Origin of the sequence: Inquilinus ginsengisoli, assembly GCF_031453975.1 — a bacterium.
Classification (GTDB): Bacteria; Pseudomonadota; Alphaproteobacteria; order DSM-16000; family Inquilinaceae; genus Inquilinus; species Inquilinus ginsengisoli_A.
Genome location: NZ_JAVDPW010000005.1, coordinates 182,950 through 208,556, shown reverse-complemented (window position 1 = coordinate 208,556; position 25,607 = coordinate 182,950). Strand labels below are relative to the sequence as shown.

Sequence of the window (25,607 nt, the reverse complement as noted above, 5' to 3'; positions counted from 1 at the left end):
CTCGGTTTGCGCTCGGCTATGGTCCAGCATCGGCCGAGAGGAGCCGCCGGCGGGTTGCCGGGTGACGGAGAATTGAGATGAGCGCGCCGCGTACGCTGTTCGACAAGATCTGGGACAACCATGTCGTCCATCGCCAGGATGACGGCACGTGCATTCTCTACATCGACCGTCACCTCGTGCATGAGGTGACCAGCCCGCAGGCCTTCGAAGGGCTGCGCCTGGCCGGCCGCAAGGTGCGGCAGCCGCACGCCACCCTGGCCGTGCCCGACCACAACGTGCCGACCTCGGACCGCGCCGGCGGCATCGCCGACGAGGAGAGCCGCGTCCAGGTCGAGACGCTGGAGCAGAACGCCGCCGATTTCGGCGTGCCGATCTTCACCATGAACGACGTGCGCCAGGGCGTGGTCCACATCATCGGGCCAGAGCAGGGATTCACCCTGCCGGGCACCACCATCGTCTGCGGCGACAGCCACACCTCGACCCACGGCGCCTTCGGGGCGCTGGCCTTCGGCATCGGCACCAGCGAGGTCGAGCATGTGCTGGCCACCCAGACGCTGCTGCAGAAGCCGGCCAAGAACATGCGCATCACGGTCGAGGGCGACCTGCCGCTGGGCGTGACCGCCAAGGACATGATCCTGGCGATCATCGGCACCATCGGCACCGCCGGCGGCACCGGCCATGTCATCGAATATGCCGGCGACGCCATCCGCGCCCTGTCGATGGAAGGCCGCATGACGGTCTGCAACATGTCGATCGAGGCCGGCGCCCGGGCCGGGCTGATCGCCCCCGACGACACCACCTTCGCCTATCTCAAGGGCCGGCCGATGGCGCCGAAGGGCGCCGATTGGGACCAGGCCGTCGCCTACTGGCGGACCCTGCCGACGGATGAGGGCGCCCGCTACGACCGCGAGGTGGTGCTGAAGGCCGCCGACATCGTGCCGATGGTGACCTGGGGCACCAGCCCGGAGGACGTCGCGCCGATCACCGGCGTGGTGCCGAACCCCGACGCCGCCCCCGACGCCAACAAGGCCAGCGCCTGGCGCCGCAGCCTGGACTACATGGGCCTGCAGCCCGGCCAGCGCATGAGCGAGCTGGCGGTCGACAAGGTCTTCATCGGGTCCTGCACCAACGGCCGGATCGAGGATCTGCGCGCCGCCGCCGCGGTGGCCCGCGGCCGGCACGTCGCCGACAGCGTCTACGCGATGATCGTCCCCGGCTCGGGCCTGGTGAAGCAGCAGGCCGAGGATGAGGGGCTGGACGAGGTGTTCAAGGCCGCCGGCTTCGACTGGCGCGAGCCCGGCTGCTCGATGTGCCTGGCGATGAACGCCGACAAGCTGTCGCCGGGCGAGCGCTGCGCCTCGACCTCGAACCGCAACTTCGAGGGCCGCCAGGGCCGCGGCGGCCGCACCCACCTGGTCAGCCCGGCCATGGCCGCCGCCGCGGCGATCGCCGGCCACCTGACCGATGTGCGCGACCTGAACTGAGCCGCGCGTAGGTTGGGTTCGCCCCTCGGCGAACCCAACGACCGGCCCTCAGACCATCCGTCCCGGAGTGTTGGGTTCGCAACGCGAACCCAACCTACGTCATGACCTGCCTGTCCTGTCGGGAAGGAATGCCCTGCCATGTCCGTTCCCATCGACGCCGCACGCAAATTCGACCCGGCACGGGCCGGCGAATACGAGACGCAGAGCCGCATCGCCCTGGCCGGCTATGACGCGTGCCATGAGCTGTCGGCCTGCATGCTGGCGGCGGCGCTGGGCTCCGGCGGTCCTGCCGAGATCCTGGTCGCCGGCGCCGGCGGCGGGGCCCAGGAGATCGTTACCGCCGGGCCGCTGGAGCCGGGCTGGCGCTTCACCGCCGTCGACCCGTCCGCGCCGATGATGGAGCTGGCCGTCGCCCGGCTGCGCGAGACCGGGCTGGACGGCCGGACCGAGATTTTCCTGGGCACGGTCGACGACCTGCCGGCCGACCGCCGCTTCGATGCCGCGACCCTGATCGGCGTGCTGCACCACCTGCCCGGCGACGACGCCAAGCGCGCCATCCTGCGGTCGCTGGCCGCACGGCTGAAGCCGGGGGCGCCGCTGATCCTGGCCGGCAACCGCTTCGCCTATGCCAGCCAGCCGCTGCTGCTGGCCGCCTGGGGCCAGCGCTGGCGGATGAAGGGCGCGACGCCGGACGAGGTCGAAGCCAAGCTGAGCAAGATCCTGCAGGGCGCCGACCCGCCGCATTCCGAGGAGGCCGTCGCCGACCTCCTGGCCGAAACCGGCTTCGGCCCGCCGACCCGCTTCTTCTCCAGCCTGTTCTGGGGCGCCTGGCTGGCCCGGCGGAACTGATCGCAGACGCGCGCCATCAGAGGCCGTTCGAAAACGTGTCGGCGTGAGTCGATTGGCGGTGGCGCCGAGAACCGGCGCGCAGCGGACATGGCCGTCCGTGAGCACCGGAAGCACAGGCACCGCCGTCAGGCGGCCGCGCCGGCGCGTTTGCGGACGGCCTCAGGCGTGGCCGGCTTCGGTCGACAGCATGGTCGGGTCGAAGCCGAGCTTGGCGATCGCCTGCTCCCACTTCACCGACAGGTCGTCGCCGAACAGGATGTCCGGGTCGCAAGGCACGTTGAGCCAGCCATTGGCCTGGATCTCGGCGTCGAGCTGCCCCGCGCTCCACCCGGCATAGCCCAGCGCCAGCAGGTGCCGGCTGGGGCCGGCGCCATTGGCGATCGCCTGCAGCACCTCGAGCGTCGAGGTCACCGCCACCTCGCCCACCACCACCGTCTTCTCGGCGCGGTAGTCGGCGGAATGCAGCACGAAGCCGCGGCCGGATTCGACCGGCCCGCCGAACTGCACCCGGGTCTTGCCCAAGAGGTCGCCATGCGGGATGCCGAGCTGGTCGAGCAGGGTCGGGAAGTCGATGCTGGGCAGCGGCTTGTTGACCACCAGCCCCATCGCCCCCTGGTCGTTGTGGGCGCAGAGATAGATCACCGTGCGGGCAAAGGGCGGCGCCACCAGGGTCGGCATGGCGATCAGCAGCTGCCCGGCGAGGTAGGCCTCGCCCGCTGGTGCCTTGTCGCTTTCGGTAGACTTCGCCCGACTCATCCTGGCCACTGCCCATTCTCCGCATCACCCGCGACAATAAGCTAACCCGCGGCGATCTGGTTTCGAACGACTATATAGGACAAAGAAAGGCCGTTTCATGGTGCCGGGGTCTCGATGACGCGTGGGTTCGCATTCCTGTTCGGCACTGCGCTTGGTTTGGCCGCCCTGGCGCAGCCCCAGGCGGCCGACGCCGCTGCCACGTCGTGGCAGCAGGGCAAGGGCGCGTCGGCACGGCTGATCACGGCGGTGGACGGCACCGGCACCCTGGCGGCGGTGCCGGCCGGGCTGCAGATCAAGCTGGACCCGCATTGGAAGACCTATTGGCGGTCGCCGGGCGACGCCGGCCTGCCGCCGGCGCTGGACTGGACGGGATCCGCCAACCTCGGCACCCCGACCCTGGCCTATCCGGCGCCGCAGCGCTTCCAGCTGTTCGGCCTCGAGACCTATGGCTACGAGACCGAGGTGGTGTACCCGCTGACCCTGCCGGTGCAGCAGGCCGGCCAGGCGCAGCACCTGGCGCTGGCCGCGACCGTGCTGGTGTGCAGCGACATCTGCATCCCGGCCAATTTCAGCTTCGCGCTCGACCTTCCGGCCGGCCCGGCGGCGCCCGACCCCGAGACGTCCAACCTGATCGACCGCTACGACAACGCGGTGCCCGGCGACGGCAGCGCCGCCGGCCTGGCGATCGGCGCCGTCACCGCCAACGCCACGGGGGCCGACACGCCCAATGGCGGGCTGCGGGTCGAGGCGACGGCGCGCGAGCCGTTCCAGTCGCCCGACATCTTCGTCGAGGCCGCGCCGGGCGACGCCTTCGCCGCCCCCCGGGTCGAGACCAGCGACGGCGGCCGGACGCTGGTTGCGGTGATCGACCGGATCCAAGCCGGCGACCCGCCCACCGCCCTGGCCGGCAGCCCCGTCACCCTGACCCTGGTCGACGGCCCGCGCAGCGTCGAGGCCAAACCCACCATCGGCGCGGCGGTGGCGGCGCCGGTCGACGCCACCGCCTGGGTGACCATCCTGGGCGTGGCGCTGCTGGGCGGGCTGATCCTGAACCTGATGCCCTGCGTGCTGCCGGTGCTGTCGCTGAAGCTGCTGTCGATCGTGAAGGCGGGCGGCCAGACGCCGCGGCGGCAGCGGCTGGGCCTGCTGGCCACCGCCGCCGGCATCGTCGCGTCCTTCCTGCTGCTGGCCGCCGGCGCGGTCGGGCTGAAGGCGGCCGGCGCCTCGGTCGGCTGGGGCATCCAGTTCCAGGAGCCGGTGTTCCTGGTGGTGATGGTCGTCATCCTCACCCTGTTCGGCTGCAACCTGCTGGGCCTGTTCGAGGTGGTGCTGCCCGGCCGGGCCATGGACGCCGCGGCCCGCGCCAGCGGCGCCGACCAGCCCACCGAGCGGACGGGGCTGCTGGGGCTGTTCCTGACCGGCGCCTTCGCCACGCTGCTGGCCACCCCCTGCTCCGCCCCCTTCGTCGGCACCGCGCTGGGCTTCGCCCTGTCGCGCGGTCCCACCGAGATCGGGCTGACCTTTGCCGCCCTCGGCCTGGGCATGGCCCTGCCCTATCTGGTCATCGCGGCGGTGCCGGCCCTGGCCCGGCTGCTGCCGCGGCCCGGCCGCTGGATGCTGTGGGTCAAGGCGGTGCTGGGCCTGGCCCTGTTCGGCACCGCGATCTGGTTGCTGTTCGTGCTGTCGGTGCAGGTGCCGCCGGGCGCCGCTGTCGCGGTCGCCGCCGCCATGGTGCTGATCGGCCTGACCCTGTGGCTGCGGCCGCGCGGCGGGCCGGCCGGGCGCCGCCTGGGTGCCGGCCTCGCCGCCGTGCTGGCCCTGGCCGCCATCCTGCTGCCGCTGCGCTTCGACCGGTCGGACGCCGCCGCCACGGCCCTGGCGTCCGTCGGCTGGACCCGATTCGACCGCGCCGCCATCCCCGGCCTGGTCGGCCAGGGCAAGGTGGTGTTCGTCGACGTCACCGCCGAATGGTGCCTGACCTGCCAGGTCAACAAGCTGCTGGTGCTGGGCCGCGACCCGACGGCGGCGGCGCTGGGCGGCGACGGCGTGGTGCCGATGCTGGCCGACTGGACCAATCCGGACCCGGCCATCGCCGACTACCTTGCGGCGCATGGCCGCTACGGCATACCGTTCAACGCCGTTTACGGGCCGGGTGCGCCGGACGGGATCGTGCTGCCGGAGTTGCTCAGCGCCGACGCGGTCCTCGACGCTTTAGCCAAAGCCCGCGGCGCAGGTTCCTGATCCCCGGACCTTCGGGCCGGCCACGACATACAGTTTCGCGGAGAGAACACCCATGACGATCAAGGTTGGCGACCGCATCCCGTCGGTCACGCTGAAGCATCTCGGCAAGGAAGGCATGGCCGAGGTCAAGACCGAGGACCTGTTCAAGGGCAAGACTGTGGCGCTGTTCGCGGTGCCCGGCGCCTTCACCCCGACCTGTTCGGCCAAGCACCTGCCGAGCTTCACCAACAACGCCGAGGCGCTGAAGGCCAAGGGCGTCGACCAGATCGTCTGCCTGTCGGTCAACGATCCCTTCGTGATGAAGGCCTGGGCCGACAAGTCCGAGGTTTCAGGCGACACCGTGTTCATGCTGCCGGACGGCAACGCCACCCTGACCAAGGCGCTGGGGCTGGAGATGGACGGGTCGGGCTACGGCCTGGGCACCCGCTCGCAGCGCTTCGCCCTGGTCGCCAAGGACGGGGTCATCACCCATCTCGCGGTCGAGAAGCCGGGCGCCTTCGAGGTATCGAGCGGCGAGGCCGTGCTCGCGGCGCTCTGAGGCACTGCGCGTCGGTCGGGTTCACCTCGGATGAGCCCGACCGACCGATTACTCTCAACTGTCATTGCCCGGCTTGACCGGGCAATCCAGGGGCTTTCAAGAGCCGCTCTGGCCGCCCCTGGATGCCACGGTCAAGCCGTGGCATGACAATCTGGTGGGATGGCGATGCGGGCGCCCCCCCCTCAGGCTGGGTCCGTCTCGGCCGTGATCCGCACGCCGAACTGCTCGAACCGCGCGATCGCCGCCTCGGGCGCGACCAGGGTCTCGGGCAGCTGCAGCCCGCCCGCCGGCAGCGGCAGGCCGTCCAGGCCCAGCACCCGCTCGGCGACGACCAGGGTGCCCAGCGCCGTCATGTGGCCCACCCCTTTCGGGTCCGACACCAGGACCCGCCGCCGGACGCGCTGGCCGGACCGCAGTGTCCCTGCGATCTCGATCACGCCTTCATGCGAGGCGCGGTGGCCGGCCCGGGTGCCGAGCGATTCGCCCTCGCCGAAGTCGAAGCGGATGTCGGGCGCGCCGGTGATCGCCGCCAGGCTGGGGACATCGAGCGTCGCCAGCGGCTGCACCGTCGCCTCATGCCCGTCGGCCAGGCGCAGGGCGCGGGTGTGATCGCCGCCATCGACCCAGGCCCATTGCCCTTCCCGGCGCAGCAGGGCCCGGCCGGAGAAGGCCGCGGCGTCGCTGGCGCTCATCGGCCCGACCGCGTCGGCCGCATCGAACAGGGCGGCCATGGCCACGGACTCGACCCGGGCAAACTCCGCGAGCGCCGGCCTTGCCGCCAGGATCAGCACCCCGGCCGCCCAGTGGCCCGCCAGCACGATCGGCCGCCGCGGCGGCGCATGCAGCGCCGCGAACACCGCCGGCCCGGTCTCCTCCACCACCTTGGTGATGCCGATATGGGCGGCGCCCTGCGCCAGCGCGGCCTGGATCAGCGTGTCGCCGCGGTCCTGCAGCGCGGCCACGATCAGGTCGACCGGCCCGAGATCGGCCAGCGCTGCCGTGGGGTCGGCGACGTCGAGCTGCAGGGTCGAGGCCCCGATCTCGCGCGCCAGCGCCGCGCCGGCCTCCGGCGACCGCCCCGCCAGGATGATGTCGAGATCGGGCGCCAGCCCGCGCAGGTGTCGTGCCGCGGTGCCGCCAACGACACCGTAACCGCCCGCGATCAGGACTCGTTGGGCCATAGCTCCCTCCATATTACAGATCGTAAGTTACGATTCGTAATATGGAGCCGGAGTGATGCGCGTCAAGCCTCGATCGGTGCCAGGCCGCGGCCCTCTTCCTTCAGGCCGCGGCGGGCGAGTTCGTCGACCCGCTCGTTCTCGGCATGGCCGGAATGGCCCCGGGTCCAGCGCCAGTCGACCTTGTGCTGGGCCATCGCGGCCTCCAGCCGCTGCCACAGGTCGACATTCTTCACCGGCTTGCGGTCGGCCGTCATCCAGCCCCGTGCCTTCCAGCCCTTGAGCCATTGGGTGATGCCGTTGCGGACATACTGGCTGTCGGTGGTCAGCACCGCGTCGACCGGCCGCTTCAGCGCCTCCAGCGCCCGGATCGCCGCCATCAGCTCCATCCGGTTGTTGGTGGTCAGCACCTCGCCGCCATAGAGCTCGCGCTCGGTCTCGCCCATGCGCAGCAGCACGCCCCAGCCGCCGGGGCCGGGATTGCCGCTGCAGGCGCCGTCGGTGAAGATCTCGACCTTCATCGGCTTCACCGCGGCCGCTGTCTTCGGGGCAGGGGGCTTGGTCGCAGGGTCTGTCACGGATCGATCCCATAGGCGGCCACGCCGGCCACGTGTTGATGGAAGCGCAGCTTGCGCCAGTATTCGAGCGGGTCCTTCGGGCGGACGAAGGCGCCCGGCGGGTGGTTCAGCCAGTCGTACAGCCGGGTCAGCAGGAAGCGCAGCGCGTTGCCGCGGGCCAGCAGCGGCAGCGCCGCCAGCTCCGCCGGCGATAGCGCCCGTTCGGCGCGGTAGCTGGCCAAGAGCGCCCGCGCCTTGGTGACGTTGAAGGCGCCGTCCGGCTCGAAGCACCAGGCGTTCAGGCAGATCGACAGGTCATAGGCCAGCATGTCGGTACAGGCGAAGTAGAAGTCGATCAGGCCGCTCAGCCGGTCGCCGCGGAAGAAGACGTTGTCCGGGAACAGGTCGGCATGGATCAGCCCGGTCGGCAGGTCGGTGGGCCAGCGCGATTCGAGGAAGGCCAGTTCCCGCGTGATGCCCTCGGCCAGGCCCGGCTGCACCGTGTCGGCGCGGCCGGTGCAGTCGGCCACCAGCCGGCGCCAGCCTTCGATCGACAGGTTGTTCGGCCGGGTCATGGCGAAGTCGGCCCCGGCCTCGTGCATCCGCGCCAGTGCCCCGCCCAGGGCCTGGCAGTGCCAGGGCTGGATCCGCTTCGGCCACAGCCCGTCGAGGAAGGTCACGATCACCGCCGGCCGCCCCGCGAGGCGGCGCAGCGCCTGGCCGTCGCGGGCCGCGACCGGCTGCGGGCATTCGATGCCGCGCGCCGCCAGATGCTCCATCAGCCCGAGGAAGAACGGCAGGTCGGCCTCGGCCACCCGCTTCTCGTAGAGGGTGAGGATGTGCGGGCCCGCGGTGGTGACCAGCAGGTAATTGGAGTTCTCCACGCCCTCGGCGATGCCCTTGAGCGATCGCACGGAGCCGAGGTCGTATTCGGCCACGAAGGCGGCGACATCCTCGTCGGTGACTTCGGTGTAGACGGCCATGGGAATCCCGGAAGCAGCGGCGCCCGCCTTCATAGAGCGGCGGGGCCGGCTTGTCGAAGGGAGAGACGCGGAACGCGCCGGCCGTCCGCCCGGATGGGACCGCCTGCCTATTGAGCTCTGCCCAGAACCCCGCTTCAGAAGAAGCAAGTTAAAACTGCCTTACTCTTAGTTAATGAACTGTAAATCCTGGTTCATCTTCTGGTGCGGCACAGTGTCCCGCTGTCGCCTTACTGTGATGATTAGCACTGATGCCATCCGCATCTGTCCGGCAGTGTTTGCTGCAGCACAGCATTTTTCCTTTGTCGCCGAACCGCCAGGCCGGGCGGCAGCCGATCACCGTAGCCACCGCGCCCGCGAGAGTCCTGCCGATGCCCGACCTGAACTGGGGCGCCTTCGACCTGAACCTGCTGATCGTGTTCGATGCGGTGATGCGCGAGCGCAGCGTCACCCGCGCCGGCGCCCGGGTCGGGCTGAGCCAGCCGGCGATGAGCCACGCTTTGGCCCGGCTGCGCCATGTGCTGCGCGACGAGCTGTTCATCCGCACCCCGCAGGGCATGCTGCCGACCGGCCGGGCCGAGGAGATCGCAGTGCCGATCCGGCGGGCGCTGGGCGACCTGCAGCTGTCGCTGCACGCCGCCGAGTTCGACCCGGCGCTGGCGACGCGGACCTTCCGGATCGCGGTCGACCCCTATGCCGCCGCCGTGCTGGCGGCGCCGATCGTGGCGCGCTGCATCGCCCTCGCCCCCGGCCTGACCCTCGACATCCGCGCCAGCGGCAGCCTCGACCTGACCGAACGGCTCGACCGTGGCGACCTGGACCTGGCGATCGGTGCGCCCGACCCGGACGGCGAACGCTTCGCCCACCAGCCGCTGCTGCATGACGATTTCGTCGCGGTGCTGCGCGGGCCGGCGGCGGCCCTCGGCGCCGACGCCTTCGCGACCCTGCCGCATCTCGAGATCTCCACCCTCGACGACGACCTACGGTTCATCGACCGCGCCCTGGCCGCCCGCGGCCTGAAGCGCCGGATCGCGTTGCGCATGCCCTATCTCTCGGCCGGCCCGGTCCTGGCCGGATTGCCGACGGTGGCGGCGCTGCGGCGGCGCATGGCGGATCGGCTGGCGCAAGCCCATGGGCTGGAGGTCCTGCCGCTGCCGCACCCGTCGCCGCGGATCGAGACCGCGATGCACTGGCACCGGCGGGCCGACGGGCTGCTGGCCCATCGCTGGCTGCGCGACACCGTGGCGGAGGTCGCCCATGCCCTGTGAACGGCCCCTGGCCGACGCCGCCGAACACCATGCAAGGCCTGCATGGCACCGTGAAGACGTTGCATTGGCGGGGGCGGATGCCCGCCACCAACTGACGCTTGCACCGGTCCGCGAAGCAGAGACCCGTCCCGGCCTTCGGCCGGGCCTCGGGGCACGCATCGGACTGGCCCGAATGATCGGGAGGAGACGTCGATTGCGGGCGCCGCCGCCAGCCAGGCCGCGGCGCCCGCTGTTCGCTCGCCTTCCGATTGTCCCGCTGGAGAGATGCAGATGCCCCTAGTCGCCCGCCGGACGATGCTCCGCATCGGTGCCCCGATCGCCATCCTTGTCGTCGTCGGCGCCGTTCTGGCAGGGCGGGAGCTGACCAGCACCGCGGCATCGGCCGCGGCGCTGAAGGCCGCTGCCCCGGTGGCGACCGTGCCGATCGAGGCGGCGACGGCGCAGCGCAGCGACGTGCCGGTCTACCTCACCGGCCTCGGCACGGTGCAGGCCCAGAACACGGTGACGGTGAAGAGCCGGGTCGACGGCCAGCTGCAGGCCGTGTCCTACCAGGAGGGCCAGGACGTGACCGCCGGCCAGGTGCTGGCGCAGATCGACCCGCGGCCGTTCCAGGCGGCGCTGGACCAGGCCAAGGCGGCCAAGGCCAAGGACGAGGCCCAGCTGACCAACGCCCAGCTCGACCTGCAGCGCTTCGAGAACCTGCACCAGTACGCAACGGTGCAGAGCGTCGACACCCAGAAGGCGCTGATCGCGCAGATCCAGGCCCAGATCGAGGGCGACCAGGCGACCATCGACAACGCCGCCACCCAGCTGAGCTACACCACCATCACCTCGCCGCTGAACGGCCGCACCGGCATCCGGCTGGTCGACCAGGGCAACATCGTCCACGCCACCGACACCGGCGGGCTGGTGGTGATCACCCAATTGCACCCGATCACGGTGATCTTCACCCTGCCCGAGGAGAACCTGCCGGACATCTCCGCGGCGATGGCGCAGGGCACGCTGCAGGTCTTCGCCGACACCCGCGGCGACGAGAAGCCGCTGGACCAGGGCACCCTGACCCTGATCGACAACGAGATCGACCAGGGCACCGGCACGATCCGGCTGAAGGCGACCTTCCCGAACAAGAGCAACACGCTGTGGCCCGGCCAGTTCGTCGACGCCAAGCTGCTGCTGCGCACCCAGCACGATGCGGTGACGGTGCCGGCGACCGCGGTGCAGCGCAGCCAGGACGGCCTGTATGTCTATGTCGTCAAGCCCGACGGCACGGTCGACACCAAGCCGGTCGATGTCGACCGCATCGCCGACGGCGTCGCCGTGATCCAGCAGGGCCTGGAGGCCGGCGACAGGGTCGTCACCGCCGGCCAGTACCGGCTGCAGCCGGGAACCCATGTCGAGATCCGCGAGGCCGCCGCCGCATCACGGCCGGCCGCCGCGCCGGGAGCCTGAGCCATGAGCATCTCGGCCCTGTTCATCAAGAAGCCGATCGCCACGTCGCTGATCATGGCCGGGGTGCTGCTGGTCGGGCTGGTCGCCTATCCGCTGCTGCCGGTCGCCCCCCTGCCCCAGGTCGATTTCCCGACCATCCAGGTGTCGGCCCAGCTGCCCGGCGCCGACCCCACCACCATGGCCTCGTCGGTCACGGCGCCGCTGGAGCGGCAATTCGCCGAGATCCCCGGCGTGTCGCAGATGACGTCCAGCAGCACGCTGGGCAACACCTCGATCACCCTGCAGTTCGACCTCGACCGCAACATCGACGGCGCGGCCCAGGACGTGCAGACCGCGATCAACGCCGCCGGCGGCCAGCTGCCAAAGACCCTGCCGTCGCCGCCGACCTACCGCAAGGTGAACCCGGCCGACAGCCCGATCCTGCTGATCGCCGTGCGGTCCGACACGCTGCCGCTGACCACCGTCGACGACTACGCCGAAAACATCCTGGGCCAGGCCATCAGCCAGGTCCCGGGCGTCGCCCAGGTCAATATCGGCGGCCAGCAGAAGCCGGCCGTCCGGGTCCAGCTGGACCCGCAGAAGCTGGCGGCGCTGGGCATCGGGCTGGAGGATGTGCGCAGCGTCATCACCGCCGCGACCACCGACAGCCCGAAGGGCAGCATCGACGGCGCGACCCGTACCTTCACCATCTACGACAACGACCAGGAGCTGAAGGCCGACCCCTGGAACGACGTCATCATCGCCTACAAGAACGGCGCGCCGGTCCGCATCCGCGACGTCGGCAAGGCGGTGGAAGGGCCGGAGAACAACAAGCTGGCCGGCTGGGCCAACGGCCAGCGGGCCATCATCCTGATCGTGCTGAAGCAGCCCGGGTCCAACGTCATCGACGTCGTCGACCACATCAAGGCCCTGCTGCCCCAGCTGCAGGCGGCCGTGCCGCCGGCGGTCAAGGTCGACATCATCAGCGACCGCACCACGACGATCCGCGCCTCGGTCAGCGACGTCCAGTTCACCCTGGTGCTGACCATCGCCCTGGTGGTGATGGTGATCTTCGTGTTCCTGCGCAACTTCTGGGCGACGCTGATCCCCAGCATCACGGTGCCGCTGGCGCTGGTCGGCACCTTCGCGCTGATGTACGTGTTCGGCTACAGCCTGGACAACCTGTCGCTGATGGGCCTCAGCATCGCGGTCGGCTTCGTGGTCGACGACGCCATCGTCATGCTGGAGAACATCCACCGCCACATCGAGGCGGGCCTGTCGCCCGTGCAGGCCGCGATCAAGGGCGCCGGCGAGATCGGCTTCACCATCCTATCGATCAGCCTGTCCCTGGTCGCCGTGTTCATCCCGCTGCTGCTGATGGGCGGCATCGTCGGCCGCGTGTTCCGCGAATTCGCCGTCACCGTGACCATGACCATCCTGGTCTCGGCGATCGTGGCGCTGACGCTGACGCCGATGATGTGCTCGCGCTTCATGAAGCACGACACCGGCAAGCACGGCCGGCTGTACATGCTGTCGGAACGCGGTTTCGACCTGATGCTCGCCGGCTACCGCCGGTCGCTCGACGCCGCCCTGAAGCACCGCCGCATCACCCTGGGCGTGTTCCTGCTGACCGTCGCCTGCACCGGCTATCTCTTCGTCATAATCCCCAAGGGCTTCTTCCCCCAGCAGGACATCGGCATCATCGTCGGCACCTCCGAGGCGTCGCAGGACATCTCCTTTGCCGAGATGAGCCGCAAGCAGGTCGAGCTCGGGAAGATCGTGGCCGCCGACCCGGATGTCGCCGGCGTCGTCATGTCGCTGGGCGCCGGCGGCGGCCAGACCCTGAACAACGGCCGCATGTACATCAACCTGAAGCCGCGCGACGACCGCGAAGCCTCGGCCGCCCAGATCATCGACCGGCTGCGGCCGCAACTGGCCAAGGTCGAAGGCGCCGCCCTGTTCCTGCAGCCCTCGCAGGACATCAACATCGGCGGCCGGCTGAGCCGGACCCTGTACCAATACACCCTGCAGGACGCTGGCATCGACGAGCTGAACCAGTGGGCGCCCAAGATCTACACCAAGCTGAAATCGCTGCCGGAGCTGCGCGACGTCGCCACCGACCAGCAGACCGGCGGCACCACCCTGACCCTCGACATCGACCGTGACGCCGCCGCCCGCTACGGCATCCAGCCGCAGTTGATCGACGACACGCTGTACGACGCCTTCGGCCAGCGCCAGGCCGCGCAGTACTTCACCCAGATCAACAGCTACCACGTGGTGATGGAGGTGCTGCCGGAGCTGCAGGACAAGCCCTCGGCGATCGACCGGATCTACATCAAGTCGCCGCTGACGGGGGAGCAGGTGCCGATCAGCGCGCTGGCGAAATGGACGACACGGCCGACCGCGTTCCTGTCGATCAACCACCAGGGGCAGTTCCCGGCGGTGACGGTCAGCTTCAACCTGGCGCCCGGCGTGGCGCTGGGCCAGGCGGTGACCGCGATCCAGCAGGCGGAGACCGAGCTGGGCGTGCCGCCCTCGCTGACCGGCGCCTTCCAGGGCAACGCCCAGGCCTTCCAGTCGTCGCTGGCCAGCGAGCCCTACCTGGTCGCCGCCGCGCTGATCGTGATCTACATCATCCTCGGCGTGCTCTATGAGAGCTACATCCACCCGCTGACCATCCTGTCGACCCTGCCCTCGGCCGGCGCCGGCGCGCTGGTGATGCTGATGCTGTTCGGCTTCGACTTCAGCGTCATCGCGCTGATCGGCGTCATCCTGCTGATCGGCATCGTCAAGAAGAACGGCATCATGATGGTCGACTTCGCCATCCAGGCGGAGCGCGACCAGGGGCTGACGCCCCTGGAGGCGATCCGCCAGGCCTGCCTGCTGCGCTTCCGCCCGATCATGATGACGACGATGGCGGCGCTGCTGGGCGGCCTGCCGCTGATGCTGGGCGCCGGCACCGGGTCGGAGCTGCGGCAGCCGCTGGGCTATTCCATCGTCGGCGGCCTGATCCTGAGCCAGGCCCTGACCCTGTACACGACGCCGGTGGTCTACCTGTACCTCGACCGCTTCCGGGTCTGGCTGGCCCGCCGCGGCAAGGCGGCCGGCACGCTGGCCCCGCACCCGGTCCTGGAGGGGGCGCCGGCGGCGGGGGAGTAAGTCCCTTTTTGACTGTCATTGCCCGGCTTGACCGGGCAATCCAGGGGCCACCAAGCGCCGCTCCGGCCGCCCCTCGATGCCACAGTCAAGCCGTGGCATGACAATCAAAACAGATGGTTAAGCCTTCGGCGGATACTCGTGCCGGCGGCCGTTCGGGTCCTCGACCGTCCAGCCCTCGGCGTCCGAGCCGTCGAGGTAGTCCGGTCCGATCGGCACCTTGCCCTGGCCGCCGGGGATGTCGAGCACATAGGTCGGCTGGGCCAGCCCCGACAGGCGGCCGCGCAGGACGCGCATGATCCGCCGCCCGTCCGCGATGCCGGTGCGGAACTGGGCGGTGCCGGGGGCGAGGTCGCCGTGGTGCAGGTAGTAGGGCTTGACCCGCAGGCGAACGAGGTCGCGGAACAGCTGCTCCAGCACCGCCGGGTCGTCGTTGACGCCGCGCAGCAGCACGGTCTGCGACACCAGCGCGACGCCGGCATCGGCCAGGCGCCGGATGGCGCCCCGCGCCGCTGGCGTCAGCTCGCGCGGATGGTTGCTGTGGATGGCCAGCCAGACCGCGCTGTCCGAGGTGCGCAGCGCCGCGATCAGCTCCGGCGTCACCCGCTCGGGCTCGACCACCGGCACCCGGCTGTGCAGCCGGATCACGCCGAGATGCGGCACCGCATCGAGCCGCGCCACAGCGTCGGCCAGGCGCCGCGGCGCCAGCATCAGCGGGTCGCCGCCGGTCAGGATGGCTTCCCAGATCTGCGGCCGGGTGCGGATGTAGTCGACCGCCGCCGCCAGCTCGGCCTCGCCCATCGCGTCGCCGCCGGGCCCCACCATCTCGCGCCGAAAGCAGAAGCGGCAATAGACCGGGCAGGCGTGCAGCAGCTTCAGCAGCACCCGGTCGGGGTAGCGATGGACCAGGCCCGGAAGCGGGCTGTGGGCGTCGTCGCCGATCGGGTCGGACAGCTCGTCGGGCCGGGTGTCCAGCTCGGCCGCGTCGGGCACGAACTGGCGCGCGATCGGGTCGGCCGGGTCCGCCGGGTCGATCAGATCGGCCATCGCAGGGGTCACGGCGATGGCGTAGCGCTGGGCCACGGCGCGCAGTTCGCCCAGGCGCTCATGCCCGGCCAGCCCGGCTTCGACCAATGCCTCGGGGGTCCGCAGGCGCTGCTGCGGAAGCAGGTGTCCGTCTTTGGGCATGATCAGGCGGGGCTGAGCTCGCGCGGCAGCTTGAAGGTGATGGTCTCGACCGTGGTCGGTTCCGACTGGATGGTGACGACATAGCGCTCGTGCAGCGCCTTCATCACCTCCTCGACCAGGACCTCGGGCGCCGAGGCGCCGGCGGTGATGCCGAGGGTGGCGATGCCGTCGAACCACGACCAGTCCAGCTCGGCGGCGCGCTGCACCAGCATCGACTTGGCGCAGCCGGCGCGGCGCGCCACCTCGACCAGTCGCACCGAGTTCGAGGAGTTCGGCGCCCCGATCACCAGCACCGCGTCGCAATGCGGGGCGATCACCTTGATCGCCTCCTGCCGGTTGGTGGTGGCGTAGCAGATGTCCTGCTTGTTCGGCGCCGAGATGCTGGGGAAGCGGGCCTTGAGCGCCTCGACGATCTCGGTGGTGTCGTCCAGCGACAGGGTGGTCTGGGTGGCGAAGGCGAGGTTGCCGGCGTCCTCGATCTCCAGCGTCGCCACATCCTCGACCGATTCGACCAGGCGCACCGCGCCCGGCGGCAGCTGGCCCATGGTGCCGACCACCTCGGGATGCCCGGCATGGCCGATCAGCAGCACGGTGTGGCCGGTCTTGAAGTGGCGCTCGGCCTCGCGATGCACCTTGCTGACCAGCGGACAGGTGGCGTCGAGATACAGCAGCTTGCGCCGCTCGGCCTCGGCCGGCACCGCCTTCGGCACGCCATGGGCGGAGAACACCACCGGAGCGTCGTCCGGCACCTCGTCCAGCTCCTCGACGAAGATGGCGCCCTTGGCCTCCAGCGTCTCGACCACGAAGCGGTTGTGCACGATCTCGTGCCGGACATAGACCGGCGCGCCGTATTTCTCGATGGCGCGCTCGACGATCTGGATGGCGCGGTCGACCCCGGCGCAGAACCCGCGCGGCGAGGCCAGCATCACCGTCAAGGGCGAGCGCGCGTCCCGCGTGTTCGCGCCTGCGCTTGTGCCAGCCTGTGCCATTTCCTATGGTCCTGAAACCGTTGGTTGAAGGAGAGGGCGATGCCCGCCGAACTGTTGCGCCGCGACCCTAATATAGGTGCTCTCCCAAAAAAAGCGCGGTCCGCCATCTCTGGACGACTCCGCGCCGGCGGTTCCGTCCTGCTGCTGATGGGACTAGCAGGCTGTGGTGGCGACAATGCGGCACAGACCGCTGCGCTGAAATGTCCGCATATCGATATCCCCAAGGAGCTCTCGATCTATGACCTGACCCGGAACGGCAGCACCAGCCCGCGGGATCTGATCGTCGAGAGCAAGATCAGCAACTACTACGGCGGCTGCAACTACGGCGACAAGGACGTCACGGTGGGCGTCGACATCGAATTCACCTCGGTGCGCGGCCCCGCCGCCGGGCTTCAGACGAGTGTCCCGGCCAATTATTTCGTCGCCGTGACCGACGCGCAGGGCAAGGTCCTGGACAAGGCCGTCTTCACCGTCAACCTGCCGGTGCCCAAGGAGGGCATCACGCCGCGCGAGACCACCCGCGAGCCGCTGGAGCAGGTGATCCCCCTGTCCAACCTCGCGAGCGGCAGCAGCTACAAGATCGTGGTCGGCTTCCAGCTGTCGCCGCAGCAGCTGGAGTTCAACCGGCACCGCGGCGCCCTGCCGGAGGTGCCCGGCGCCGCGGCCGCAGCCGCCGGCCGCAAGACCATCGCCCCGGTGATTCCCGACCCGCGGACCACGCCGCCGGCGGAATGATCGTCTGAAAGCGTCGTTGCGATTGACTTTTGCGACGCGGCAGGAGAGTCTCCGGCCGCGCATTGATACAGGCCTACGACCCTGGCGGGAGAGACTGGAACCGCGTCACCGCGGAACCGGCGCCGAAGGAGCAAACGCCCCGGAAACTCTCAGGCCAAAGGACCGTCAGGGTAAGGCACTCTGGAGAGCAGGAAGCGGCCCAGCCGCGACCTCACCGATGGGGTAAGCCGGACAGAGCTCCCGGCGATTCTCTCAGGTCCCAGACAGAGGGGGTGGCGCGCGAGAATGGTCTCGCACGCCCACCTTTTGTCTGTGAGGACCGGGACCCCGTGACCGAAAACCCCCTGCTGCGTACCCCGCTTCACGAGCTGCATGTCGAACTCGGCGGCAAGCTGGTGCCCTTCGCCGGCTATGAGATGCCGGTGCAGTATCCGGCCGGCATCCTGAAGGAACACCTGCACACCCGGGCCGAGGCCGGGCTGTTCGATGTCAGCCATATGGGCCAGGCCTGGCTGGAGGCCGAGCCGGGCCAGGACGCCGCCGCGCTGATCGAGACGCTGGTGCCGGGCGACGTCGCCGGGCTGGCGCCCGGCCGCATCCGCTATTCCCTGCTGCTGAACGACGACGGCGGCATCCTGGATGACCTGATGGTCACCCGCACCGCCGACCCGGCGCGGCTGTTCCTTGTGGTCAACGCCGCCTGCAAGGACGCCGACTTCGCCCATATCGCGGCGAAGCTGGCCGGCCGCGCCCGCGTGGTCCGGCTGGACGACCGCGGCCTGATCGCGCTGCAGGGGCCCAAGGCGGCCGAGGTGCTGGGCCGCCACGCCTTCGGCGCCGACGCCCTGGCCTTCATGGAATCCGGCACCTTCGCCCTCGACCGGGTGGAGTGCATGATCAGCCGCTCCGGCTACACCGGCGAGGACGGGTTCGAGATCTCGGTCCCGGCCGAGGAGGCCGAGCGCGTCGCCCGCCTGCTGCTGTCGGAGACCGAGGTGGCGCCGATCGGCCTGGGCGCCCGCGATTCGCTGCGGCTGGAGGCGGGCCTGTGCCTGTACGGCCATGACATCGACACCACGACCAGCCCGGTCGAGGCCGGCCTGTCCTGGACCATCGGCAAGCGCCGACGGGCCGAGGGCGGCTTCCCCGGCGCCGCCCGCATCCTGAAGCAGCTGGCCGACGGCCCGGCGCGCAGGCGGGTCGGGCTGAAGCCCGAGGGCCGGGCCCCGGCGCGCGAGGGCACGCCGATCCTGTCGACCGACGGCCGCGAGATCGGCCGCATCACCTCGGGCGGCTTCGGCCCGTCCGTCGGCGGCCCGGTCGCCATGGGCTATGTCGAGGCCGGCTTCGCCGCCACCGGCACGCCGCTTTCCCTTCTCATCCGCGACAAGGCGCACCCGGCCGTGGTGGCCGCCCTGCCCTTCGTCGCCCCCAATTTCCACCGCTGACCAGACAGGGACGCCAGCACATGAGCACGCTCCGCTACACCAAGGACCATGAATGGGTCCGCGTCGAGGGCGCCACCGCCACCATCGGCATCACCGCCTATGCCCAGGAGCAGTTGGGCGACGTCGTGTTCGTCGAGCTGCCGGCCGTCGGCAAGCAGCTCGAGGCCGGCGGCGACGCCGCGGTGGTCGAATCGGTCAAGGCGGCGAGCGAGGTCTACGCCCCGCTGGCCGGCGAGGTGGTCGCCGTCAACCAGGCGCTGGTCGACACCCCGGCTTTGGTCAATGACGACCCGACCGGCGAGGGCTGGTTCATGCGGCTGAAGCTGGCGGACCCCGCCGCGGCCGACGCGCTGATGGACCAGGCCGCCTATGACGCCTATGTCGAGGGCCTGCACTGATGCGTTACCTGCCCCTGACCGAGGCCGATCGCGGCGCGATGATCGCGACGATCGGCGCCGGCTCGGTCGATGAGTTGTTCCGCGACGTGCCGGCCAGCGCGCGCCTGCCCGGCCCGCTGACCGAGCTGCCGCCGCACCAGGGCGAGCTGGAGGTCGAGCGCACCCTCGGCGCCATGGCGGCGAAGAACGTGCCCGCCGGGTCGGTGCCGTTCTTCTGCGGCGCCGGCGCCTATCGCCACCACGTGCCGGCGACGGTCGACTACCTGATCCAGCGCGGCGAATTCCTGACCAGCTACACGCCGTACCAGCCCGAGGTCACCCAGGGCACGCTGCAGTACCTGTTCGAGTTCCAGACCCAGGTCGCGCTGCTGACCGGGATGGAGGTCGCCAACGCCTCGATGTATGACGGTTCGACCGGCTGCGCCGAGGCGATCATGATGGCGAACCGGGTCACCCGGCGCAGCCGCGCGGTGATCTCCGGCGGCCTGCACCCGCAGTACCGCGACGTCTGCCGCACCCATGCCGACTTCACCGGCTTCACCCTGGACGAGGCGGCGCCCTGCCCCGAGGGGGTCGAGGACCTGGCCAGCCGGATCGACGGCGAGACCTCCTGCGTCGTGGTCCAGAACCCGTCGGTGTTCGGCCATGTCCTGGACCTGTCGGCCCTGGCCGAGGCGTGCCACGCCAAGGGTGCGCTGCTGGTCGTGGTGGTCACCGAGGTGGTGTCGCTGGGCCTGATGACCCCGCCCGGCGATATGGGCGCGGACATCGTGGTCTGCGAGGGCCAGTCGATCGGCAATTCGCTGAACTTCGGCGGCCCCTATGTCGGCCTGTTCGCCACCCGCGAGAAGTTCCTGCGCCAGATGCCCGGGCGCCTCTGCGGCCAGACCGTCGACGCCGAGGGCAAGCGCGGCTATGTGCTGACCCTGTCGACCCGCGAGCAGCACATCCGCCGCGAGAAGGCGACCAGCAACATCTGCACCAACAGCGGATTGTGCGCCCTGGCCTTCACCATCCACCTGTCGCTGCTGGGCGAGGCCGGCTTCACCAAGCTGGCCCGGATCAACCACGCCAAGGCCGTGTCGCTGGCCGCCAAGCTGGCCAAGGTGCCCGGCGTGAGCGTGCTGAACGACAGTTTCTTCAACGAGATCACGGTCAAGCTGCCGAAGCCGGCGGAGCCGGTGATCGACGCGCTGGCGGCCCGGAAGATCCTGGGCGGCGTGCCGGTCAGCCGGATCTATGCCAACCGTCCGGCCCTGGCCGACCTGCTTCTGGTGGCCGCGACCGAGACCAACACCGAGGCCGATATCGACGCGTTGTGCGCCGGCCTGTCGGAGGTGCTGCGATGACTGCTTTCCAGAAGACTGGGACCGACACCTTCACCGGCAACCGCGCCCTCGACATCGACGAGGCGCTGATCTTCGAGCAGGACAGCCCCGGCCATTGCGGCGTCGACCTGCCCGAACCAGCGACCGCCGAACTGCGCCTGGGCGGGGTCAAGCCGCGCGCCCGGGTCGGGCTGCCCGGCCTGGCCGAGCCGACGGTGATGCGCCACTACACCCGCCTGTCGCGGATGAACATGGCGATCGACACCGCGCTGTATCCGCTCGGCTCGTGCACCATGAAGCACAATCCGCGCCTGAACGAGCGGATGGCGCGGCTGCCCGGCTTCGCCGACATCCACCCGCTGCAGCCGGTTTCGACCGTGCAGGGCGCGCTGGAGCTGATCGACACCCTGGCGCATTGGCTGAAGACGCTGACCAACATGCCGGCCGTGGCCCTGTCCCCGGCCGCCGGCGCGCATGGCGAGCTGTGCGGCATGATGGCGATCCACGCCGCCCAGGAGGCCCGCGGCGAGGGCCATCGCCGGCGGGTGCTGGTGCCGGAATCGGCCCATGGCACCAACCCGGCGACGGCGGCGGCGATCGGCTACACCGTCGACCCGATCCCGGCGACCTCGGAGGGCCGGGTCGATCTGGCCGCGCTGAAGGCCAAGCTGGGACCGGATGTGGCGGCGATCATGCTGACCAACCCGAACACCTGCGGCCTGTTCGAGCGCGACATCGTCGAGATCGCGCGGCTGGTGCATGAGGCCGGCGCCTTCTTCTACTGCGACGGCGCCAACTTCAACGCCATCGTCGGCCGGGTGCGCCCGGGCGACCTGGGCGTCGACGCCATGCACATCAACCTGCACAAGACCTTCTCGACCCCGCATGGCGGCGGCGGCCCGGGCTCCGGCCCGGTGGTGCTGTCGGCGGCGCTGGCGCCCTATGCCCCGATCTCGGCCGTGGTGCATGACGCGAGCGGCTTCCGCGTCGCCGAGCACAAGGGCCGCGACGGCGCGCCGGAGCACAGCTTCGGCCGGCTGAAGGCCTTCCACGGCCAGATGGGCATGTTCGTCCGCGCGCTGAGCTACATGATGAGCCACGGTGCCGACGGGCTGTGGCAGGTGGCCAGCGACGCCGTGCTGAACGCCAACTATGTCCAGGCCGGGCTGAAGGATGTGCTGAGCCCGGCCTTCGGCGGCTTCTGCATGCATGAGGCGCTGTTCGACGACAGCGCGCTGAAGGACACGGGCGTGTCCACGCTCGACATCGCCAAGGCGATGATCGACGAGGGCTTCCACCCGATGACCATGTACTTCCCGCTGGTCGTCCACGGCGCCATGCTGATCGAGCCGACCGAGACCGAGAGCAAGGCCACGCTGGACCAGTTCATCGGCATGATGCGGTCGCTGGTGGAGAAGGCGAAGGCCGGCCAGGCCGAATGGTTCCGGGGTGCGCCGTACCACGCCCCGCGCCGCCGCCTGGACGAGACCGGCGCCGCCCGCAAGCCGGTGCTGCGCTGGACGCCCGACGCCCCGCTGGCCCAGGCCGCGGAATAGTCCGCGACCGAGGCCGCGGAGTAGTCCGGCACACGCTCCCAACCTCCGGTTCCCCAGGGAATCCGGGGGTTGGGGAGCGACTTTCGGCAAGGCTTCCGAACGCGGAATGTGACAGTCGTCACGAAACCTTGGCGGTCTTCACAAAACTGTCTTCCAACCGCCGCGCTCTCACGGCATCATCGCCGCGCATCCGAGTGGTGCGGCACACGCCTGAGGGGGCGAGATGGGGGTGCGATGGCGCGCAAGACTGTGACGAGTGCGCAGGCTCGGGCCATCGGCCCCTATTCGCATGGGGTGGTCGGGCGCAGCGACCTGCTGTTCCTGTCCGGCCAGACCCCGATCGATCCGATCACCGGGCTGCTGGTCGAGGGCGATGCCGCGGCGCAGACCGAGCAGTGCCTGGCCAATCTCAGCCATGTGCTGGATGCCGCCGACCTAACCTTCGACGCCGTGGTGAAGGTCAACGTGTTCCTGACCGACATGGACGATTTCGCGGCGATGAACGCGGTGTATGAACGGCATTTCCGCGCCCCCTACCCCGCCCGCTCGACCATCGGCGTCGCCGCCCTGCCGCTCGGCGCCCGGGTCGAGATCGAGATGATCGCGGCGATGCCGCGGGAGTGAGCCGCGACCGAGGCCTCGACCCTCTATTGCAGGTACCCCCAGCGCTCCACGGCGGGTTCGGCCGTGGCCCATTTCCAGGTCTGGCCCTGACGGCAGACGGTGGCGACCAGGATGTCGCGCGTGGCCTTCGCCCCCTCGCCGCTCTCCACCGTCACCAGAATCTCCTTGCAGCTGGCGATCGGCGTCTCGATCAGCCGGGTGACCTGGACCGCGCCGTTCTCGTCGGCATAGCCGAAGGGCAGGTCGTGATCGGCCCGCCATAGCTTGGTCTCGCCCGGCCCCATCTGCCCGGCGATGGCGGCGATCGTGTCCTGTTCGTCCTGGTGCAGGCTGCGCATCGCATAGGCCACCCCGGCATTGACCGCGGCGCGCGTGCCCAGGGCGACGCTGTAGCCGACGATCGGGTTGGCGGTGATGGCGCCGACTGTGCCCCCGGCCGCGATGCCGGTGATATCGCCGGCCACGCTGGCACAGCCCGACAGCAGGGCCAGGGCCGGCAGCAGCAGGGCGGCCCGCAGGCGGCGGCGCCGGGGCGCCCTCACTGCAGCGAGCCCCACCGCTCGGTGGCCGGCTCGGCCGAAGCCCATTTCCAGGCCGTGCCGTTCTGGCAGACGATCGCGGTGTAGAAGGCGCGCTGTTCCCCTTCCACCGAGAACACGATCTCCTTGCAGGCCAGGGGCGGCGCCCCGATCAGCCGGCTGACCGTGACGTCGCCCTGTTCGTCATCCTCGATCGGGACATCATGCGATATGCTCCAGCGCGCGACTTGGCCGACCGCCAGCGGGCCGGCCGAGGCGGCGATGCTGTCCTGTTCCGCCCGGTGCACCTTGCGCTCGCCATATTGCAGGCCGGCGCTGGCCAGCGACCGGACGCCGAGGCCGATGCCGGACGCCACCAGCGCATTCTTGGTGACCGCCGCGGCGGCCGCAGTGCCGCCGATGCCGGCAAGATCCGCCGTGCCTTCATGCATCAGTGAGCCACAGCCGGCCAGCGACAACGCTGAAACCATTAGTAGAAGGCCAATACTGGCCCTGCACGTTTTGATTGTCATTGCACCGTGTCGGGCAGCGATCTTGGAGAGTCCAGGGTGAGGCACGAATCACCGTAACATCAGTTTGTTACGAATGTCGATGAATGCAGAACCTTAATTGCCCTCAACTGCGGGACCAGCCCGCCCCAGGCCCCGGCTGGCGGCGCCGCGGCGGCGTGCTATCGTGCGCGATCGCCGGAACGACGGAGAACGCCTTTGGGTCGCGTGGTTGCGGCCGTCGCCTATGAGAACGGGCGGCGGGTCGCCGAGTTCGCCCTGTCGGAGGGCAAGAGCTGGTCGGAGAAGCCGGGCCATTTCGTCTGGATCGGCATCCATGAGCCGGAGGAGGCCGAGCTGCGCGACCTGGCGCTGCAGTTCGGGCTGCACCCGCTGGCGATCGAGGACGCGCTGAACGCGCATCAGCGGCCCAAGCTCGAGACCTATGGCGACGCCCTGTTCGTGGTGCTGCGCACCGCGCACCGGGTGAAGGAGACGACCGAGTTCGGCGAGACCCACATCTTCGTCGGCACCGGCTACGTCATCTCGGTGCGCCACGGCCCGTCCTCCTCCTACTCCAAGGTGCGGGAGCGGACGGAGTGCAACCCCTCGCTGCTGAAGCACGGCGAGGATTTCGTGCTGTATTCGATCCTCGACTTCGTGGTCGACAACTACACTCCGGTGGTCGAGGCGATCGAGGCCGAGGTCACGGAGATGGAGCGGCGGGTGCTGAAGCAGCCGCTGACCGCCGAGGACATCGAGCGCATCCACGCGCTGCGCCGCGAGCTGATGGTGATCCGCCGCACGGTGACGCCGACGGCCGAGGTCTGCAAGCAGCTGGAGCACACGGAATCCGGGTGCATCGACCCGGTGATCCACCCCTATTTCCGCGATGTGGCCGACCATGTGAAGCGGGTCAGCGACCACATCGACGCGCTGCGCGAGATCGTCACCCACACCTTCGAGGCCGGGTTGCTGCTGGAATCCTCGCGCCAGAACCAGGTGCAGCGCAAATTCGCCGCCTGGGCCGCGATCCTGGCCTGCCCGACCGCGATCGCCGGCATCTACGGCATGAACTTCGACAACATGCCGGAGCTGCGGCTGCCCTACGGCTACTACATGGTGCTCGGCGTCATCGTCGGGCTGTGCGGCTTCCTCTACTGGCGGTTCAAGCGCTGGGGCTGGCTGTAGCCCGCCGCGCCAGCCGATCGGCGGCGAGCGTCGCGACCGGACCTGCGGTCAGGAGCGGCGGTCGGCCTCGACGGCGGTGCGGAAGACATGGTCCCACAGCGCCGTGGTCACGCCGAAATTGCCCGGCCGCCGCCCGTGATGGTGCAGCCCATGGCGCCGCTTGGCGCGGTACATGTAGCTGGCGGGGTCCGGCCGCGCGTGATGCGACTTGTGGTGCACCACGACATACCAGAGGTATCCCGCCACCAGCCCGGCGCTGACGCCGCTGGCGAGGTCGAGGCCCAGCAGCGCCCACAGCGCCAGGAAGGCCACGCCCAGCAGCGCGCCGCTGATCCAGATCGGGGTGCCGATCATGGCGCTCGGCCGGCGGTGGTGCTCGTCATGCATCGCCGCCAGGACCGGGAGGTGGTGCAGGAAGGCGCGGTGGGCGATGTATTCGATCAGCGTCCAGGCGAACAGGCCGATCCCGACGGTCGAGAACCAGAACAGCCAGGCGGCGGGAGGGATGGTTGCGAGGGCCCCGCCGGCCAGGCCGAACAGCACGACCGGGTAGGCGAAGAAGTCGACATAGTAGACCCACCGCGTCAAATGCATCGTCCCTCGCCCCCGGCCGAATCGGTGCAGGCCTCGGGCCTGTAACGCAACCGTAACACCACCGATTCCATCCTGGCGCGAAATTGGCCGCGAC

23 protein-coding genes and 2 riboswitches are annotated in these 25,607 nt (G+C 70.0%); of the genes, 14 read left to right on the top strand and 9 right to left on the bottom strand.

All coding sequences use genetic code 11. The annotated features are described in order from the left end of the window. Window positions 1-77: 77 nt before the first annotated feature. Window positions 78-1,484 (top strand): 3-isopropylmalate dehydratase large subunit, encoded by a 1,407-nt coding sequence (gene leuC / locus E9232_RS15475; RefSeq protein ID WP_309795113.1) that lies wholly within the window; start codon window positions 78-80, stop codon window positions 1,482-1,484. Window positions 1,485-1,622: 138 nt separating this feature from the next. Beyond that, window positions 1,623-2,333, top strand: a complete 711-nt coding sequence (locus E9232_RS15470) for an SAM-dependent methyltransferase (RefSeq protein WP_309795112.1) — start codon at window positions 1,623-1,625, stop codon at window positions 2,331-2,333. Between the two features lie 159 nt (window positions 2,334-2,492). On the opposite strand, the gene E9232_RS15465 is transcribed toward E9232_RS15470, so the two are convergent. Further along, window positions 2,493-3,089 (bottom strand): YqgE/AlgH family protein, encoded by a 597-nt coding sequence (locus E9232_RS15465; protein ID WP_309795718.1) that lies wholly within the window; start codon window positions 3,087-3,089, stop codon window positions 2,493-2,495. Window positions 3,090-3,203: 114 nt separating this feature from the next. Between E9232_RS15465 and E9232_RS15460 the strand changes: the two genes are divergently transcribed. Together E9232_RS15460 and E9232_RS15455 are read left to right on the top strand one after the other, a co-directional pair. Then, window positions 3,204-5,330 (top strand): protein-disulfide reductase DsbD family protein, encoded by a 2,127-nt coding sequence (locus tag E9232_RS15460; RefSeq protein WP_309795110.1) that lies wholly within the window; start codon window positions 3,204-3,206, stop codon window positions 5,328-5,330. A gap of 52 nt (window positions 5,331-5,382) precedes the next feature. Then, entirely contained in the window at window positions 5,383-5,868 is a 486-nt protein-coding gene (locus E9232_RS15455) for a peroxiredoxin (RefSeq protein WP_309795109.1), read from the top strand. 182 nt (window positions 5,869-6,050) lie between these two features. On the opposite strand, the gene E9232_RS15450 is transcribed toward E9232_RS15455, so the two are convergent. From E9232_RS15450 to E9232_RS15440, 3 genes are all read right to left on the bottom strand, one after another. Further along, window positions 6,051-7,049: a hypothetical protein gene (locus E9232_RS15450; RefSeq protein ID WP_309795107.1), complete on the bottom strand. Its 999-nt coding sequence runs from the start codon at window positions 7,047-7,049 to the stop codon at window positions 6,051-6,053. A 62-nt stretch (window positions 7,050-7,111) separates the two neighbouring features. After that, window positions 7,112-7,567, bottom strand: a complete 456-nt coding sequence (gene rnhA / locus E9232_RS15445) for a ribonuclease HI (RefSeq protein WP_309795717.1) — start codon at window positions 7,565-7,567, stop codon at window positions 7,112-7,114. A 53-nt stretch (window positions 7,568-7,620) separates the two neighbouring features. After that, window positions 7,621-8,586 carry a homoserine kinase gene (locus E9232_RS15440; RefSeq protein WP_309795106.1) on the bottom strand — a complete coding sequence of 322 codons (966 nt, stop codon included), beginning with the start codon at window positions 8,584-8,586 and terminating at the stop codon, window positions 7,621-7,623. Window positions 8,587-8,954: 368 nt separating this feature from the next. On the opposite strand from E9232_RS15440, the gene E9232_RS15435 reads away from it, so the two are divergent. The 3 genes from E9232_RS15435 to E9232_RS15425 all read left to right on the top strand — a co-directional run bounded on the left by E9232_RS15435 (window position 8,955) and on the right by E9232_RS15425 (window position 14,438). Further along, entirely contained in the window at window positions 8,955-9,851 is an 897-nt protein-coding gene (locus E9232_RS15435; protein ID WP_309795105.1) for a LysR family transcriptional regulator, read from the top strand. Window positions 9,852-10,121: 270 nt separating this feature from the next. After that, the gene (locus tag E9232_RS15430) at window positions 10,122-11,300 is read left to right on the top strand and encodes an efflux RND transporter periplasmic adaptor subunit (RefSeq protein WP_309795103.1); all 1,179 of its coding nucleotides are present in this window, start codon (window positions 10,122-10,124) and stop codon (window positions 11,298-11,300) included. A 3-nt stretch (window positions 11,301-11,303) separates the two neighbouring features. Beyond that, window positions 11,304-14,438 carry a multidrug efflux RND transporter permease subunit gene (locus E9232_RS15425; protein WP_309795101.1) on the top strand — a complete coding sequence of 1,045 codons (3,135 nt, stop codon included), beginning with the start codon at window positions 11,304-11,306 and terminating at the stop codon, window positions 14,436-14,438. 117 nt (window positions 14,439-14,555) lie between these two features. Here the strand turns inward: E9232_RS15425 and E9232_RS15420 are convergent, their stop codons facing one another. Together E9232_RS15420 and ispH are read right to left on the bottom strand one after the other, a co-directional pair. Continuing rightward, window positions 14,556-15,623, bottom strand: a complete 1,068-nt coding sequence (locus tag E9232_RS15420) for a lysine-2,3-aminomutase-like protein (RefSeq protein ID WP_309795099.1) — start codon at window positions 15,621-15,623, stop codon at window positions 14,556-14,558. A gap of 2 nt (window positions 15,624-15,625) precedes the next feature. Next, a complete protein-coding gene (gene ispH, locus E9232_RS15415; protein ID WP_309795097.1) occupies window positions 15,626-16,612 on the bottom strand; it encodes a 4-hydroxy-3-methylbut-2-enyl diphosphate reductase in 987 nt (328 codons plus the stop codon). A gap of 39 nt (window positions 16,613-16,651) precedes the next feature. Between ispH and E9232_RS15410 the strand changes: the two genes are divergently transcribed. From E9232_RS15410 to E9232_RS15385, 6 genes are all read left to right on the top strand, one after another. Next, window positions 16,652-17,347 carry a hypothetical protein gene (locus E9232_RS15410; RefSeq protein ID WP_309795095.1) on the top strand — a complete coding sequence of 232 codons (696 nt, stop codon included), beginning with the start codon at window positions 16,652-16,654 and terminating at the stop codon, window positions 17,345-17,347. A gap of 75 nt (window positions 17,348-17,422) precedes the next feature. Beyond that, window positions 17,423-17,522, top strand: a riboswitch (glycine riboswitch). 1 nt (window position 17,523) lies between these two features. Next, window positions 17,524-17,618: riboswitch (glycine riboswitch) on the top strand. Between the two features lie 58 nt (window positions 17,619-17,676). Further along, window positions 17,677-18,795 (top strand): glycine cleavage system aminomethyltransferase GcvT, encoded by a 1,119-nt coding sequence (gcvT, locus tag E9232_RS15405; protein ID WP_309795093.1) that lies wholly within the window; start codon window positions 17,677-17,679, stop codon window positions 18,793-18,795. Window positions 18,796-18,815: 20 nt separating this feature from the next. Further along, the gene (gene gcvH, locus E9232_RS15400) at window positions 18,816-19,193 is read left to right on the top strand and encodes a glycine cleavage system protein GcvH (RefSeq protein WP_309795092.1); all 378 of its coding nucleotides are present in this window, start codon (window positions 18,816-18,818) and stop codon (window positions 19,191-19,193) included. Then, window positions 19,193-20,542 carry an aminomethyl-transferring glycine dehydrogenase subunit GcvPA gene (gene gcvPA, locus E9232_RS15395; protein ID WP_309795091.1) on the top strand — a complete coding sequence of 450 codons (1,350 nt, stop codon included), beginning with the start codon at window positions 19,193-19,195 and terminating at the stop codon, window positions 20,540-20,542. The genes gcvH and gcvPA overlap by 1 nt, the downstream gene beginning before the upstream one ends. Then, the gene (gene gcvPB / locus E9232_RS15390) at window positions 20,539-22,077 is read left to right on the top strand and encodes an aminomethyl-transferring glycine dehydrogenase subunit GcvPB (RefSeq protein WP_309795090.1); all 1,539 of its coding nucleotides are present in this window, start codon (window positions 20,539-20,541) and stop codon (window positions 22,075-22,077) included. The genes gcvPA and gcvPB overlap by 4 nt, the downstream gene beginning before the upstream one ends. Window positions 22,078-22,311: 234 nt before the next feature. Next, window positions 22,312-22,701 carry a Rid family detoxifying hydrolase gene (locus tag E9232_RS15385; protein WP_309795088.1) on the top strand — a complete coding sequence of 130 codons (390 nt, stop codon included), beginning with the start codon at window positions 22,312-22,314 and terminating at the stop codon, window positions 22,699-22,701. A 23-nt stretch (window positions 22,702-22,724) separates the two neighbouring features. Here E9232_RS15385 and E9232_RS15380 read toward each other — a convergent pair whose 3' ends face one another. Together E9232_RS15380 and E9232_RS15375 are read right to left on the bottom strand one after the other, a co-directional pair. After that, window positions 22,725-23,243 carry a hypothetical protein gene (locus tag E9232_RS15380; RefSeq protein WP_309795086.1) on the bottom strand — a complete coding sequence of 173 codons (519 nt, stop codon included), beginning with the start codon at window positions 23,241-23,243 and terminating at the stop codon, window positions 22,725-22,727. Beyond that, window positions 23,240-23,671 carry a hypothetical protein gene (locus E9232_RS15375; protein WP_309795084.1) on the bottom strand — a complete coding sequence of 144 codons (432 nt, stop codon included), beginning with the start codon at window positions 23,669-23,671 and terminating at the stop codon, window positions 23,240-23,242. The genes E9232_RS15380 and E9232_RS15375 overlap by 4 nt, the downstream gene beginning before the upstream one ends. Before the next feature lie 285 nt (window positions 23,672-23,956). Here E9232_RS15375 and corA point away from each other — a divergent pair, with 285 nt between their 5' ends. Then, on the top strand, window positions 23,957-24,919 hold the full coding sequence (corA, locus tag E9232_RS15370) for a magnesium/cobalt transporter CorA (protein ID WP_309795716.1): 963 nt from the start codon (window positions 23,957-23,959) through the stop codon (window positions 24,917-24,919). A 48-nt stretch (window positions 24,920-24,967) separates the two neighbouring features. Here the strand turns inward: corA and E9232_RS15365 are convergent, their stop codons facing one another. Then, window positions 24,968-25,513 carry a sterol desaturase family protein gene (locus tag E9232_RS15365; protein ID WP_309795082.1) on the bottom strand — a complete coding sequence of 182 codons (546 nt, stop codon included), beginning with the start codon at window positions 25,511-25,513 and terminating at the stop codon, window positions 24,968-24,970. Between the last annotated feature and the right edge of the window lie 94 nt (window positions 25,514-25,607).

What these genes read in the sequence shown, in the direction of transcription:
- leuC (WP_309795113.1), top strand. Translation starts at nt 78, where the DNA reads ATGAGCGCGCCGCGTACGCTGTTCGACAAGATCTGGGACAACCATGTC.
- E9232_RS15470 (WP_309795112.1), top strand. Translation starts at nt 1,623, where the DNA reads ATGTCCGTTCCCATCGACGCCGCACGCAAATTCGACCCGGCACGGGCC.
- E9232_RS15465 (WP_309795718.1), bottom strand. Translation starts at nt 3,089, where the DNA reads ATGAGTCGGGCGAAGTCTACCGAAAGCGACAAGGCACCAGCGGGCGAG.
- E9232_RS15460 (WP_309795110.1), top strand. Translation starts at nt 3,204, where the DNA reads ATGACGCGTGGGTTCGCATTCCTGTTCGGCACTGCGCTTGGTTTGGCC.
- E9232_RS15455 (WP_309795109.1), top strand. Translation starts at nt 5,383, where the DNA reads ATGACGATCAAGGTTGGCGACCGCATCCCGTCGGTCACGCTGAAGCAT.
- E9232_RS15450 (WP_309795107.1), bottom strand. Translation starts at nt 7,049, where the DNA reads ATGGCCCAACGAGTCCTGATCGCGGGCGGTTACGGTGTCGTTGGCGGC.
- rnhA (WP_309795717.1), bottom strand. Translation starts at nt 7,567, where the DNA reads ATGAAGGTCGAGATCTTCACCGACGGCGCCTGCAGCGGCAATCCCGGC.
- E9232_RS15440 (WP_309795106.1), bottom strand. Translation starts at nt 8,586, where the DNA reads ATGGCCGTCTACACCGAAGTCACCGACGAGGATGTCGCCGCCTTCGTG.
- E9232_RS15435 (WP_309795105.1), top strand. Translation starts at nt 8,955, where the DNA reads ATGCCCGACCTGAACTGGGGCGCCTTCGACCTGAACCTGCTGATCGTG.
- E9232_RS15430 (WP_309795103.1), top strand. Translation starts at nt 10,122, where the DNA reads ATGCCCCTAGTCGCCCGCCGGACGATGCTCCGCATCGGTGCCCCGATC.
- E9232_RS15425 (WP_309795101.1), top strand. Translation starts at nt 11,304, where the DNA reads ATGAGCATCTCGGCCCTGTTCATCAAGAAGCCGATCGCCACGTCGCTG.
- E9232_RS15420 (WP_309795099.1), bottom strand. Translation starts at nt 15,623, where the DNA reads ATGCCCAAAGACGGACACCTGCTTCCGCAGCAGCGCCTGCGGACCCCC.
- ispH (WP_309795097.1), bottom strand. Translation starts at nt 16,612, where the DNA reads ATGGCACAGGCTGGCACAAGCGCAGGCGCGAACACGCGGGACGCGCGC.
- E9232_RS15410 (WP_309795095.1), top strand. Translation starts at nt 16,652, where the DNA reads ATGCCCGCCGAACTGTTGCGCCGCGACCCTAATATAGGTGCTCTCCCA.
- gcvH (WP_309795092.1), top strand. Translation starts at nt 18,816, where the DNA reads ATGAGCACGCTCCGCTACACCAAGGACCATGAATGGGTCCGCGTCGAG.
- gcvPA (WP_309795091.1), top strand. Translation starts at nt 19,193, where the DNA reads ATGCGTTACCTGCCCCTGACCGAGGCCGATCGCGGCGCGATGATCGCG.
- gcvPB (WP_309795090.1), top strand. Translation starts at nt 20,539, where the DNA reads ATGACTGCTTTCCAGAAGACTGGGACCGACACCTTCACCGGCAACCGC.
- E9232_RS15385 (WP_309795088.1), top strand. Translation starts at nt 22,312, where the DNA reads ATGGCGCGCAAGACTGTGACGAGTGCGCAGGCTCGGGCCATCGGCCCC.
- E9232_RS15375 (WP_309795084.1), bottom strand. Translation starts at nt 23,671, where the DNA reads ATGCATGAAGGCACGGCGGATCTTGCCGGCATCGGCGGCACTGCGGCC.
- E9232_RS15365 (WP_309795082.1), bottom strand. Translation starts at nt 25,513, where the DNA reads ATGCATTTGACGCGGTGGGTCTACTATGTCGACTTCTTCGCCTACCCG.